Here is a 13,388-nt window from a genome sequence, read left to right on the forward strand (position 1 = left end):
CTGCCAGCTCCAAGGCCAGCTGCCCTTGCCACGGCAGCTGCTAATTAGTGAGCTAGACTGCTGGGCCAACCAACTCACCAGCCTGCCAGAGCTGCCGGCCAGCTTGCAGCGGCTGTACTGCTACTCCAACCAACTCACCAGCCTGCCAGAGCTGCCGGCCAGCTTGCAGCGGCTGTACTGCTACTCCAACCAACTCACCAGCCTGCCAGAGCTGCCGGCCAGCTTGCAGCGGCTAGAATGCCGCCACAACCACCTTGATGCTGCCACCCAAGCTAGGCTACGCCAGCGCGGCTTTAGCTATTAGGCAAGTCTTTAGTAGTCTGGGCATACGGTTCGGGGTTTTCCCAAATGTCGTCGTGTTGACCCGCAAACCTGTATACATCCCAGCCATTTTTACTAGCTAACTCTCGCACAGCACTTGAATTCGCAAAGTAGTCTTGATCGTTTTGCAGTAGCACAGTTTTTGGTATATTGAGATTAAAATGGTCTCGATTGGGTTTGTAGGCTCGCCACATTTTTAGATTGTGCTTAGGGCGAGCAAAAAAGTAATATATGTTCCAGTTCATTTTTTTGAGCCATTTTACTGTGCCTTGATCACTTTTGTAGCCCAGAAAGTCGCCTGTGGTCTTTTTTATAAGCCTCCCGGGTAGCTTTCGGCCAGGCCAATGCGGCACGCCACACATGATTGCAACTTCGGCTTTTGAATCAGCGGGTATCACATAGCATCCGCCAGAATGCGTTAAAACCACGTCGGCTTTCTTGGGATCCTTAACTACCTCAAGGGCCTGCTTGCGCAATTCGACCTCTAGCTTGCGGCTATGGCGTGGCCCTTCTGTAAGACCATGAATTATGGCTACCTTTTTCATATCACATCTAATTCTACACAAAAGACATTGAAGGGTCGATGAAATAAAAGGCACAATCGAAACTCGAAGCGAGGCGTAGTCAATCTACGGCGAGTAAGACTCGGAGATTGTAACGTGGTAGTTTGCGATCTTTAAAAGTCGAGCGTTACACTTACCGGGCAGTGATCGGACCCCATAACTTCTGAGTGGATTTCAGCTTTTTTAATATGCGGCACCAAACTTTTACTGGCCAACCAGTAATCTATGCGCCACCCCACATTGTTAGCCCTGGCATTGGCCCAGTGAGTCCACCAGCTGTAGTATCCGTTGCCCTTGGTAAATAATCTAAAAGTATCTACAAAGCCAGCATCTACAAACTTATCAAAACCCTCGCGCTCTTCGGCGGTAAAGCCCTTTTTGCCCACATTAGGCTTGGGCCGAGCTAGGTCGTCTTCGGTGTGGGCTACGTTTAGGTCGCCACAAAACAGCACTGGCTTCTTCTTTTCTAGTGCTTTGCAGTATTCCAAAAAGGCCGGGTCCCAGTGTTTGTGTCGCAGTGGTATGCGACTAAGATCGTCTTTGGCATTGGGCGTGTATACGGTTACGACCGTGAATTTATCGAATTCGGCCGCGATCACTCGCCCTTCGGCGCTGCTGTCACGATCCTTATCGTCTAATAGGTGATATTTTTTGGCAATGGCTTCGGGAAAGTCATTCATAACCTTAACCGGCTTAAGTTTGGTGAATATGGCTGTGCCGCTATAGCCCTTCTTTTCGGCCGAATTCCAAAACTCCTCGTAGCCCTTAATATCGATCTCGGCTTGGCCTTGCTGAGCCTTGGTTTCTTGCAAGCACAATATGTCGGGTTTGTATTTGTTCACAAACGGCACAAACTCGTCTTTACGAATCACCGCACGAATGCCGTTTACGTTCCAAGAAAATAGTTTAATCATTTTATGCTTTTTAAATTGGCCTGGCGAAGACCCATGGTTGCTAATAGCATTTTTCCTTGCCAAACCGAGTCATCAACAGCTTTGTGGCTAAATTCATCTTTGGGCCTTAGGTAATCAGGGAGCTTTGATTTAGAAGTTTGCCCCCACGAGTTCAAGTCGAGCTCACCAAATGCCTGAGATGGAATGTCTAGTGGTTTGATTTCAAAAGGAAATTTTTTACCGACAGTCTCATAATACAGCCAGAGTAAAGAATGATCGTAGCCGGCGTTAAAACCCACAAAAACTAGCCGTTGCTTGTTGTGCATTTGCTGTAGAGAACTAAGCCATTGGTCTAGCTTTTCAATGACTTCATCTGCTTCTGGCGCATCAGCCATAGCATCTGGATCTAAGCCTACCGACTTGCAAAATTCTCTATTGCTCGGTATAAACCCCATGCCCTCAACAGGTCTTACATCTGATTCAAATGTGTTGGTTAAGTCTAAACAATCTGCTGCACCAACCTGTAACAGCGAGCCTTTACCGGCAATTCCGTCTGACTCTAAATCTATTGAGACAAACAGATCGGGGGAGTTCTTAAGAACTTCTAGACCGCTACCCATCAAAGCCTCAAGTTCATACTTGGGAGCTGGGTTAAGTTCGTTATTGTCTCTAAATTCGCTCATAGCAGTAATTATAGCAGATCCTTCGACAAGCTCAGGATGACGGCACCAGAAACGGCAAAGGCCCCCGACGATGAGGTCGGGTGACCTTCGTCGAGAGCCGTGTGAGACTACTTGCTGCGTGGCTCATAGTCGAGACCTCGAGCCTTGCGCCATTCGGCACACTCGATTGCGTACCGCTCTTGCGCTTCTTCGTCGCTGAGTTCGGGATGCTTACGCCTGAACACCGTGATCGAGGGAAAGGCGACCGGCACCTCTTGTTCGTCGGTCATCCCACTTGGTCTGGCGCCAGCCCCGGGAACACCGATCCGCACACCGGGCAGGCGTACATGCTGCCCGCACGGAGCGTCTCGATGCCGTCCAATATGCAGTACGGAGCCCGCACCACAACATCCTCGAACAACTCCGGGTTCTCCGTGCGGATCCAGCTGCGGATCTGCGCGTCGTAGTTGGAGGTGGTGTCATACGCCTTGTAGGCCAGGCGCTTGCGGGTGCTGGGAGTCAGCATGCCATCATCGGTCTCGGCCAGCTCCTCGAGCACCTCGGAGTAATCGTTGGGGTCCACCACCACGCCCACATACTCATGGTTCTTGGCGGCTGCTCGCACCATGGCCGGCCCGCCAATGTCGATCAGCTCGATCGACGGGTCGGAGCTGAATGGGTACAGGTTGACCACCACCAGGTCGATGGCCTCGATGTCGTAGTCCACCATGTCGGCCCGGTGATCTGGATCGTTGCGATCGGCCAAGATGCCGCCGTGCACCTTGGGATGCAGGGTGACAACCCGGTGCCCCAAGATGGCCGGGTATCCAGTCAGCTCAGCCACGTCGGTGACCGGTATGCCCTTTTCGGCGATCTTCTTGGCCGTGCCACCCGAGCTGAGAATCTCCCAGCCCAGAGCGTGCAGACCTCGTGCCAGCTCAACCACATCGGTCTTGTCGTAGACCGAGATCAGCGCCTTCTTGGGCTTCGGCTTGGTTGTTGTCTCCTCTGCCGATTCCTTGGGCGCTTGCAATGTTTGCGTGTCGGTCATGATGACCCTTCTTTCACTCGTTGGTTCAGACTTTTGTCCAAACTACAGTTTGCTGATTTTTTGCCGTAAAAACAAGCACAACAAAAAACGATCTGTTATTCAGATCGTTTAAACGGCCAATTTTGTGCGATAAAAATCACGTGCGGACCAGCAAGAGCCTTGCTCTAACAAACGTACTTGTCCGCACGTCAGACATTTATCTTTCCCAAACCATCACCTTTCGCTCGGGCCGTGTTATTTAGTGTTATTTTTAGTGTGCATTTTACCGAATGCTCGAGTCTGCATTCGCTCGGCTTTAGCAGCCCATTTGGTTGCCATTTCGTCTAGTATGTCTTCAACGATTTGGCGATCGCGCAACAGATTACGATTAGCTCGCCTAAACTGTCGCATAACGCGTTTCTTCATAGTATCTCACCTCCCTTCTCAAAAGTAAGAGTACTATTAATATTATACACCCGCGCGGTGCAAAACGTGACCAAATTCTTACAAATTATTTGCAAAATGTATCGCCAGATGCGCCAAAATAGTAGAATACTATTGTTATGAAACCGCAGCTTCAAGAACATGTCGATTTGGCTCAGCTTACCACCTTTAAAATGGGCGGCACGGCTCGCTATTTTATCGAAGTTACTCAAGCCGAAGAACTAAAAGACATCTTTGCCTGGATAAAATCCGAAGGGTTACCATATTTCATCCTCTCCGGTGGCAGCAACACAATCTTCGACGACGGCGAGTTTGATGGTGTGGTTATAAGGATCAATATTGAGGGTTTTAAGGTTGCGGAGCAGGATCAGCAGTCCTGTACAGTTCAAGTTGGTGCTGGCGAGGTTTGGGACGGCGTGGTTGCTAAATCTGTCGAGATGGGCTTAAGCGGCATTGAGGCTCTCTCGGGTATCCCTGGGCTGGCTGGCACAGCGCCGGTTCAAAACATTGGTGCCTATGGACAAGAAATATCGGATTGCCTAGAGTATTTGTTGGCCTTCGATACCCAGACTATGCAGATTGAGCAAATCTCGCATTACAGCTGCAAATTTGGCTACCGTGACAGCATTTTTAAATCTAGTGCCAAGGGTCGCTACATAATCACCTCGATTGTTCTTAAACTATCTAAACAGTTTGGCACTATCACCCACTACAAAGATGTGGTTGAATACTTTTCAAACCATTCAGATCTTCAAAAATCCCCGGCCACAGTTCGGGCGGCAGTGCTAGAAATCAGAAAGTCAAAATTTGCCAACCCCGCCGATAAACCGAATGCTGGCTCTTTCTTTAAAAACCCAATCGTTTCAAGCCAAACCTATCAAGCTGTCGCCATGCTTAATCCGAATATGCCCCACTACCCGCAAAAAGATGGGCGCGAAAAACTTTCGGCGGGCTGGCTTATAGAAAATTGCGATCTTAAGGGCTACAAGTCTGGCCGGGTTCAGGTCGACCCCAAACATGCTCTTGTTCTCGAAAATACTGGTGGCGCCAAGACTGAGGAGCTAAAGAAGTTAAGAGATTATATAATTCAAAAAGTCCACGAACGGTTCGGCATAACACTCGAGCCCGAACCCGAGATCGTGAACTTTTGAATCTTTTGGCTAGTTTATGGCGTAAACAATAGCCGCCATTACTACTAAGGTAACTAGCTGATTACCCAAGTTGAGCGCCATAAGCTTGGGTGAGCGTTTTTCGAACACCCCGCCACCTACAGCGTAGGTAACAACAAAGCCCAGCCAGATCCACAGGGCCACTTTAATGGCTTGGAAGTAGCTGTCTGGAGCAGCAATTACAATAAATCTTTTTAAAACAAATGCGCTTACGAAGGCCATTACCAACATTATTATCATGCCCTTGGCAAAGCCAGACTTCATGTCGCTGTCTTTTAAGCCGACTTCCTTTTGCCACATGGTGCCAAATACTGGCTTGGCATACCATATACTACCAATTATCATGGCAGCAACAGTAGCTAAAACAATCCCTAACCAGTTGGCAGTAAAGAAACTCAACATGTCATTCACCTCCCTTCTTATTTAGTACTTATGCTTATTATTGCTTTGTGTGCACGAAAAAGCAAATCAGTCAGACAGTTTTACAAATCTTGGCTGGCTTTTGCCTTCCCACTCCACCGATTCTGCAAACATTTTGGCCGGCCTCACCCAAACCTGCGACTCTTTGTTCTCATACAAGCTAACATACGCTACCATTTCTTCTAACGTCTCAGAATGTTTGGCATTGGCCAATACTAGATATTTATTGCCTTTGTAGTGCTGGTAAATTCCGGGGCCGATTTTCATTAATAAGCCTTGGCTAGAATTGTTTTATCTGGATCATCAAATGGGTAACAGCGCACCGTAATGCCATGCTTAGCCTTGAGCTCGGTTTCTTTTTTATCATCAATCTCAAAATCTGCACTTGCAAACTTGCCTTGCTCGACCGCTTCAACCAATTCTTTTTCGTCTTTTACAGGCACTGTATTCGAAGTTAGTTGATCTTGCGATGACTTAAGCAGGTTGGCCTGGATGTGGCCCAGGAGTTTTTCACAGTGGTTTTTAAGATCATCGAGCTTAACCGATGCTTTCTCAGATGTATCGCGGCGAACCACAACCACGGATTTAGATTCAACGTCGCGCGGGCCAATCTCGATTCGTATGGGTGCACCACGTTTTTCCCAAGCGAAAGCTTTCTCGCCAATGCGGGCATCGCGATCGTCAAGCTCGACATTGCCAAGCGCACCCAAGGAATCGGCGACCTGCTGAGCCGTTTTTTGAACATTGCCATCGGCATTTACCGTCATAATCACAGCTTTAATCGGTGCGAGTTTTGGCGGCAACACCAGACCCTTATCGTCGCCATGAGCCATAATTAAGCCACCAATGCTGCGAGTGCTTACTCCCCAGCTAGTCTGCCCAACATATTTTTGACTACCATCCTCTGCACTATACTGGACATTAAAAGCTTTGGAGAAATTGTCGCCCAAATTATGCGAAGTGGCTATCTGCAGAGCCTTGCCGTCTTTCATCATAGCCTCTAGGGTATAGGTGGCTTTAGCGCCAGCAAAGCGCTCGGCCACACTTTTCTCGCCATCTATAGTTGCAATCGCCAATACGTTTGTCATAAGGTCTTGGTAAAATTCTAATACCTCCCTAGCAAACCCATCGGCTTCTTTAACGCTGGCATGAGCAGTGTGGCCTTCTTGCCACAAAAACTCTGTACTGCGCAGAAAAAGCCTAGGGCGCATTTCCCAGCGCACCACATTGGCCCACTGATTAATCTTAAATGGCAGGTCGCGATAACTATTAATCCATCTGCTGAAGCTCTCATACATAATAGTTTCGCTGGTTGGGCGCACCACCAATGGTTCATCGAGCTTCTTACCGCCAGCATGGGTAACCACAGCTACTTCTGGTGCAAAGCCTTCGACATGCTTAGCCTCGCGATGCAGATAGCTTTCGGGTATAAAAATCGGGAAGTACATATTGGGTACACCGGCGGCATAAATACGTTGGCTCAATTCCTGTTGAATACCTTCCCAAATGGCGTAACCATAAGGCTTAATTATCATGCTGCCCTTACTGGGCCCATGTTCAGCCAGATCGGCTGCCTCCACAACATCCTGATACCACCGGGGGAAATCTTGGTCTTGGGGAGTTATCTTTTTACTAGATCTGTCGGTACCAATAAAATAAGAGATTTGTTTTTTCATATTGTCATCAATTATAACCGACTGTTATCAATTCCACCAGATTAGAGCTGGCAGAAATAGTGAATTTTCTTATTGACTTTCCATAAGCTTTTTGGTAGACTGGTAATTCTCGTCTCAGGACGGGATTTTTAGTTGCGATGCCACAGCAGTATCAGACGACACCACAAAATACACACTCCGGGAGGAAAAAGCAGTGGCAAATGAAGATGCAACAGGGGGAACCGAGGAGAGATTCGTGCCTCGGCTGGTGAATGGTCGCAACCCGAACGCTCGGATAAACACAGACCGCATGCGGATCTGGCAAAACGTTGGCCCCAAGTACGGGCCTAGCGCGCCTCCCCAGCCCGACTGGACACCCGACGAGCTCAAGTGCCGAGCCCTACACCCCAGCAACCCTCAGCCCCCATCCGCCTAGAACGCACGCTGGTGTTCTGGGTCTTACAGCCCGCGGTAGTTCGAGACCCCAACCGGTCTCGAACCCGCGGGTTCTCAGTTTTTGCGATTTTCAAACCATTTTGCCACCATAAACTCAAACGACATAAGTACAATTAGAAGTGGTAGAACCAGGGCATAGCCGATAAACGGTAGTGGGGTTAGATCGAAAAACCTAGCCACTGGTGGTACTAACGATCCAACAAACGTAGTTACTGCGGCACCCTCAAAAATCAAATGTAACATCCGATCCTGTTTTTTATTTGGCTTAGTTTGCAGACCTCGAGGCACCAGCATAACCACATCAACGCAGCCAAGCAAAAACAGCCATACTGCCACCATCTGGCCCTGCGCAGTCGTTAAGCCCATCCTTTGAGCAATCATATATCCAGCCAAAACTGCTACCGAGATAAGTGCTGCGCTAATAAATCCAAATGGTAGCGTGCGGCCCAAAAAACTCTCGCGTAACCTACGCTGCCTATCTCTTGGCCAAAAAGACCAAACAATTACCGGCAAGCCAACAATAAACCAATTCATAATTGTAATATTGCGTGGGCTTAAGGGGTAAGCAAACCCCATTATTGTGCTAGCCGTAAACAAAAACAAACCTATGCCAATGCGGGCAAAGAAGACTGTGGCAATAAGCTCTAGTGTCGTAATTACACTATCTGATACAGCAATGGCCTTGGGCAAGCCGGCAAAATTGTTGTTTAGTAAAACTACATCGGCAATCTGTCGAGTGACAGCTGCGCCGTCGTACATAGCTACACCCATGTCGGCCCGCTTAATGGCCATGGCGTCGTTAGCACCGTCGCCCACCATGGCCACAAAACCACGATTGTGGCACTCGGCAATAATTCGCTGTTTTTGCTCAGGCGATATGCGAGCAAACACACTATTGGCCGCCACGGCCTGGGTAAACTCAACATCGTTTAGCTTGTCTAAAGCCTGGCTCTCGATTGCCCTTGGATTGTTTGCAATGCCAGCAGCCATGGCTATAGCTTGTGTTGTTTCTGCGCCGTCGCCGGATATCACCTTGAGTTTTATGCCACGCTTCTGCAGAACTTGTACAATTTCAACCACACCATCTTTGAGGGGATTCTCGAGCACTACAACACCCACCAACAACAGTTTCTTGTTCTGTTCAAGACCAACAAAAACCAATCGCTTGGCTTGGACTCCTAATTCTTTTGCGTTAGTCTGCAACCAATTTACCGCATCTTTGTCGAGCCTATTGTAGAACTTTTCGGCCGCGCCCACGTAAACAGAGTAAACCCCTTTATTTTGTTCGAATGTTGCTGAACCATATTTGCGATTAGATGAGAAGGGCTCTAAGCCATTTGCTTTAAGTATCTCTTTTGGTTCATAATGGCCGGCTAGAGCCTGGGCTGTAGCCGATGTTTGGCCAGTAGCAAACAGGTAACTGCTTATAAGTTCTTTGTCTGTAAATATTGTTTTTTGATACTTAATAAACTCTGCGAACTTGGGTATATTCTCAGTAAGCGTGCCGGTCTTGTCGACACACAGATATTCTACCTGGCCAAGCTCCTCGGTGGCATTAATTTGCTGGAGCAAGATTTTTTTGCGGCTCAAGCGAACTGCACCATAGCTAAATAGCAAGGTGCTTACCAATATTAAGCCTTCGGCAATCACGGTTGCAGCTAGCGCCGCTATCTCACGAACCGAGCCAAGTAGTGCTTGGTGATTCAGGTAGTTACGGATGAGTATAACCACGGACATCCCGATTAGTACCAGCACCATTATTTGAATAAACCTCAGAAGCGACTTTTGGATTGGGCTTGGACTAAAAGAATACTTTTTAATATCAGCCGTCATGGAGCCCAAGAAGCTATCGTTTAGAGCCTTGGTGACTTTAACAGTTGTCTGGCCTGCTACTATTGCACTACCGGCGTAAACACTATCGCCAGGCTTTTTAGAAATATTGGTTGATTCGCCAGTTAAAAGAGATTCATTAACCTCCAGTCCGCTGGTTTGCTGAACTGTACCGTCGGCCGGCACTTGATCGCCCAGCGAAAGTTGCAAAGTGTCGCCTTTTTGAATTTGTTCTGGCCAGACCTCTTGGATCTCATCACCAGTCAGTTTTTTATAACTAACGCGATTGAGGGCTTGGAGTTTTTCGAGCGCCAGTTTGGCTCTGAGCTCTTGGACAATGCCCACAAGTACATTAACAACAATAACTACACCCAGAAACAGCGCGTCGCGAGCATCGCCCAAATAGAATAACGCCAAGGAGAGTCCACCAATAATAATCACCACCAGTGAAAAAACATTGCGCCAAATTATTGGCCCCAGGTCTTTTAAAATTGACTTGTAATAGTTGTTTTTACCTGACATTTATCTTATGAGTATATCACTTCTTGGTTAAAACTACATTGTAAAAGTCACACCTTGATTGTATAATTACGCCACAATCCCACAACCGTAAAGGAAGGCTAATGGCGATCAAAACCTGCGCCTTCCCAGACTGTGGGCAGGTGATCTTTAAGGAAGGTGTGTGCGAAGAGCATTTCTGGGGCCGCTACTCACGCGCATTCATAGCGAGTCTTGTACGCCAGCCGCAAGGTACGAACCAATGCGTGTTCCCGGGTTGCGCTCGGAGCATTCTGTCGAGAGGACTGTGTGCTACACATCGAAGGCAGCTGAACCGCGGAGACCTTCATGCAATAGGCCAACAGACCACACCTAAGCCGTGTAAGTTCAAGGGCTGTCCATTTCGTGCTGAAAGCGATGGCTACTGCCGTGGTCACTACGCTCAGAAGCGCAAAGACAAGCTGCTTACGCCGCTAGGCAAGCCCAGGCGTAGATCAACTCGAGACCGCCTATACAAACGTCCGCAATGACCCCGACGGAGCTCCGGCCCCGCCGGGGTTTCGTCATTTATTATATTGCTTTAAAAACTGTTTTCTGTGCTCGTCAAACTTATCTTCTAAAATTGCCTGGTGAATGTCACTCATCATCTTAGTCATAAAATTTAGGTTATGAATTGTTAACAAGGTAGCTGCTAACATTTCTTGCGAACGTACAAGGTGCGACAAATACGCTGAGCTAAAATTTTGGCAAGTGTAGCAAGCACAGTCTGGTTCGAGCGGATCAAGCTCCGTGGCAAATCTTGCATTGGCAACATGCTTGCGACCGCCATGAGTATATATGGTGCCGGTCCGTGCCAAACGGGTTGGGTTCACGCAATCAAAGCTATCTACCCCACTCTCTATGCCGGCAAAAATATCGGCTGGCTCGCCAATACCAAGCAGGTGCCTGGGCTTGTTTTCGGGCAATATATCGTTTACCCAACGCACCGCCTGACCCATATCGACCTTGCTAAAACTGCCACCTATTCCATAGCCATCAAAGTCCATTTTTGCCAACGTTCTGGCCGATTCCCGTCGTAAATCTTTGTGTCGACCACCCTGCACTATGCCAAACAGGGCTTGATAGTTTTTTGAACTTTTAGATAATTTTTTGTGTTCATCCAGGCTCCTGCGCGCCCAAGCATGGGTACGATCCATCGCTTCTTTTTGATATTCATGGTTTGCTGCTGGGCTAGTGCATTCGTCGAAAGCAAAAATAATGTCGGCACCTAGATCATGCTGAATTTGCATAGATTTTTCGGCATCCAAATAGCGCTTAGACCCGTCGATGTGGCTATAAAAGGTTACTCCTTCGCCTGTAATTTTGGCCGGCTTAACATTGGTGTTTTTAGTCGCCCTATCAGCCACCACAATGCCGCCCTTGGCGAGTTTGGAAATGCCTTTGTCTAGCGCCTCGCCTAGGCTAAATACTTGAAATCCACCAGAGTCGGTATATATTGGCCCTGGCCAGTTCATAAACTTATGTAGTCCGCCAGCTTTTTTGATCACACCTGAACCTGGTTGCAAATACAAATGGTAAGTATTGGCTAACACCGACTCTGCACCAGCCGTGGTTATTTGCTCTGGTGTGAGCGATTTAGTGGTAGCTTTAGTGGCTGCGACTGTAAATGTTGGCGTATGGATATCGCCATGTGGCGTGTGCATTACGCCAGCTCGAGCTAATGATTTTTTATCGGCTTGTTTGATCGAAAAGCCAAATGATTTGTTCATAACCAAGCATTTTACCAGATGTTGTATAAAATTACATCTATAAAGACAGCTCGAGCCGCGGAGAAAGTTCCCCGCGGCCCTTGCCGTTTGGGTTGTTGGTGCTCAGAGGATTGAGCCAGGCCGATAGGTAGCCGCCTCGGGGTACTTGGCAACCACTCCCTCTACAGACCGAGCAAACGCCTGGATTTGCGGTACAGCTGCACCGACCAGGTCGATCGGACTCGAGATGGCATGCTTCATGTCTGGCAAGCTCACCGGCCAATCTGGATTGGCATCGAGCCGAATCAACAAGAGGTTCTCTTCGCCCTCTCTCATGCTGAGCGCGGCTGAAACAGCCTTCTCCTTGATCATCTCGTGCGCTGTTTCGCGACCCACACCCATCCTCACTGCCGCCATCAGCAACTTGGTCGTAGCCAGGAACGGCAGAAATCGACGCAGCTCGGCGGCAATGATCTTGGGGAAAGCTCCAAACTCTTCCAGCACAGTCAACAGGGTTTCGAAAATCCCATCGATTGCGAAGAATGCATCTGGCAGAACCACCCTACGAACCACACTGCAGCTCACATCGCCCTCGTTCCACTGGTCGCCCAGCAATTCGTTGGCCATCACCACGAGCCCCTTGAGCACCTTGGTGAGTGCGTTGATGCGTTCACAGCTGCGGGTATTCATCTTGTGAGGCATAGCCGTGCTTCCGACTTGATCCTTCTGAAACCCCTCGGTCACCAACTCCTGCCCAGCCATCAGCCGGATCGTTGTTGCAAGACTGCTTGGACCGCCGGCCAGCTGCAACAAACAGCTAACCACTTCGGAGTCGAGCGAGCGCGGATAGACCTGGCCGACAGAGCCCATGGCGCTTTCGAAGCCCAGGTGCTCGGCCACACCTCGTTCCAACACAACAATGTCGTCGGGATTGGGCAAGATGTCGAGCATGTCTTGTTGAGTACCTACCGGACCCTTGATGCCACGAAGCGGATATGAGCCCAGAACGTAATCCAGGTGGCCAAACGCATGGAGCAGCTCCTCGCCAAAGTTGGCGAACCGCTTTCCCAACGTGATTGGCTGAGCAGCCACGTTGTGGCTACGGCCAGCCATGACCAAGCTCGAGTTCTCGGTAGCCAGCTCTGCCATGCGCACCAGTACGGTCACCGCCTTGTTGCGAATCAGCTCCAACGATCGGCGTACCTGCATTTGTTCGACGTTCTCGGTCAGATCGCGACTGGTCATGCCCTTGTGGATCTGCTCGTGACCAGCCAGGGCGTTGAACACCTCGATCTTGGCCTTCACGTCGTGACGCAGCTTTCGCTCAAGTGTCTCGATGGCAATGAGATCCACGTCGTACAGCGCGGCCTCGTATGCTTCGATCGCACCGTCTGGAATTTCCACGCCCAGCCGCTTCTGAAGCTTCATTACTGCCACCCAAAGCTCCCGCTCCATGATGGTTTTTTGCTCGAGCCCCCAGATTGCCACCATCTCCTCAGAGGCATAGCGATGGGCCAGAACGTCGGGAATCGTTGTCTTGGCCATGATGGCCCTCCTTAGATTAGGGCACCGATGGCGCCAGTGTTTTTCAAGTTTACCCAAACGGGCACTGCTTATTATGTTATGAACTAGTAGCCCAAACAAGCATAAGCACGGCTAGCTTGATCAAATTATCAATACTCGCCTATACTAAAATCAA

14 protein-coding genes are annotated in these 13,388 nt (G+C 49.0%); 2 read left to right on the top strand and 12 right to left on the bottom strand.

What is annotated here, in order from left to right; all coding sequences use genetic code 11:
- Positions 1-304 (top strand): leucine-rich repeat domain-containing protein (locus HYX70_04980; GenBank protein MBI2798608.1); only part of this gene is annotated, 304 nt, incomplete at its 5' end.
- Here the strand turns inward: HYX70_04980 and HYX70_04985 are convergent.
- The 6 genes from HYX70_04985 to HYX70_05010 all read right to left on the bottom strand — a co-directional run bounded on the left by HYX70_04985 (position 294) and on the right by HYX70_05010 (position 3,895).
- On the bottom strand, positions 294-866 hold the full coding sequence (locus tag HYX70_04985; GenBank protein MBI2798609.1) for a hypothetical protein: 573 nt from the start codon (positions 864-866) through the stop codon (positions 294-296). The two genes, HYX70_04980 and HYX70_04985, sit on opposite strands and share 11 nt — an antisense overlap.
- Positions 867-997: 131 nt before the next feature.
- Positions 998-1,795: an exodeoxyribonuclease III gene (gene xth, locus HYX70_04990; GenBank protein ID MBI2798610.1), complete on the bottom strand. Its 798-nt coding sequence runs from the start codon at positions 1,793-1,795 to the stop codon at positions 998-1,000.
- Complete coding sequence (locus HYX70_04995; GenBank protein ID MBI2798611.1) at positions 1,795-2,460, bottom strand: hypothetical protein; 666 nt, start codon at positions 2,458-2,460, stop codon at positions 1,795-1,797. Before HYX70_04995 ends, xth begins: the two co-directional genes overlap by 1 nt.
- Positions 2,461-2,567: 107 nt before the next feature.
- On the bottom strand, positions 2,568-2,729 hold the full coding sequence (locus HYX70_05000; protein MBI2798612.1) for a hypothetical protein: 162 nt from the start codon (positions 2,727-2,729) through the stop codon (positions 2,568-2,570).
- Positions 2,726-3,490, bottom strand: a complete 765-nt coding sequence (locus tag HYX70_05005) for a hypothetical protein (GenBank protein MBI2798613.1) — start codon at positions 3,488-3,490, stop codon at positions 2,726-2,728. The genes HYX70_05000 and HYX70_05005 overlap by 4 nt, the downstream gene beginning before the upstream one ends.
- Before the next feature lie 234 nt (positions 3,491-3,724).
- Complete coding sequence (locus HYX70_05010; GenBank protein MBI2798614.1) at positions 3,725-3,895, bottom strand: hypothetical protein; 171 nt, start codon at positions 3,893-3,895, stop codon at positions 3,725-3,727.
- A gap of 137 nt (positions 3,896-4,032) precedes the next feature.
- On the opposite strand from HYX70_05010, the gene murB reads away from it, so the two are divergent.
- Positions 4,033-5,064, top strand: coding sequence for a UDP-N-acetylmuramate dehydrogenase (gene murB, locus HYX70_05015; GenBank protein MBI2798615.1), 1,032 nt, complete (start codon positions 4,033-4,035; stop codon positions 5,062-5,064).
- A gap of 9 nt (positions 5,065-5,073) precedes the next feature.
- Here murB and HYX70_05020 read toward each other — a convergent pair whose 3' ends face one another.
- From HYX70_05020 to HYX70_05045, 6 genes are all read right to left on the bottom strand, one after another.
- Positions 5,074-5,493, bottom strand: a complete 420-nt coding sequence (locus HYX70_05020; protein MBI2798616.1) for a DUF1761 domain-containing protein — start codon at positions 5,491-5,493, stop codon at positions 5,074-5,076.
- 57 nt (positions 5,494-5,550) lie between these two features.
- Entirely contained in the window at positions 5,551-5,769 is a 219-nt protein-coding gene (locus HYX70_05025) for a DUF1653 domain-containing protein (GenBank protein ID MBI2798617.1), read from the bottom strand.
- Positions 5,769-7,178, bottom strand: a complete 1,410-nt coding sequence (locus HYX70_05030; GenBank protein MBI2798618.1) for a proline--tRNA ligase — start codon at positions 7,176-7,178, stop codon at positions 5,769-5,771. Before HYX70_05030 ends, HYX70_05025 begins: the two co-directional genes overlap by 1 nt.
- Before the next feature lie 489 nt (positions 7,179-7,667).
- Positions 7,668-9,965 (bottom strand): HAD-IC family P-type ATPase, encoded by a 2,298-nt coding sequence (locus tag HYX70_05035; protein ID MBI2798619.1) that lies wholly within the window; start codon positions 9,963-9,965, stop codon positions 7,668-7,670.
- Positions 9,966-10,504: 539 nt separating this feature from the next.
- Positions 10,505-11,710 carry a tRNA guanosine(34) transglycosylase Tgt gene (gene tgt / locus HYX70_05040; GenBank protein MBI2798620.1) on the bottom strand — a complete coding sequence of 402 codons (1,206 nt, stop codon included), beginning with the start codon at positions 11,708-11,710 and terminating at the stop codon, positions 10,505-10,507.
- Between the two features lie 102 nt (positions 11,711-11,812).
- Positions 11,813-13,234 (bottom strand): adenylosuccinate lyase, encoded by a 1,422-nt coding sequence (locus tag HYX70_05045; protein ID MBI2798621.1) that lies wholly within the window; start codon positions 13,232-13,234, stop codon positions 11,813-11,815.
- Positions 13,235-13,388 lie beyond the last annotated feature (154 nt).

Source organism: Candidatus Saccharibacteria bacterium (genome assembly GCA_016191105.1).
Taxonomy (GTDB): domain Bacteria; phylum Patescibacteriota; class Saccharimonadia; order CAILAD01; family BJGX01; genus JACPPH01.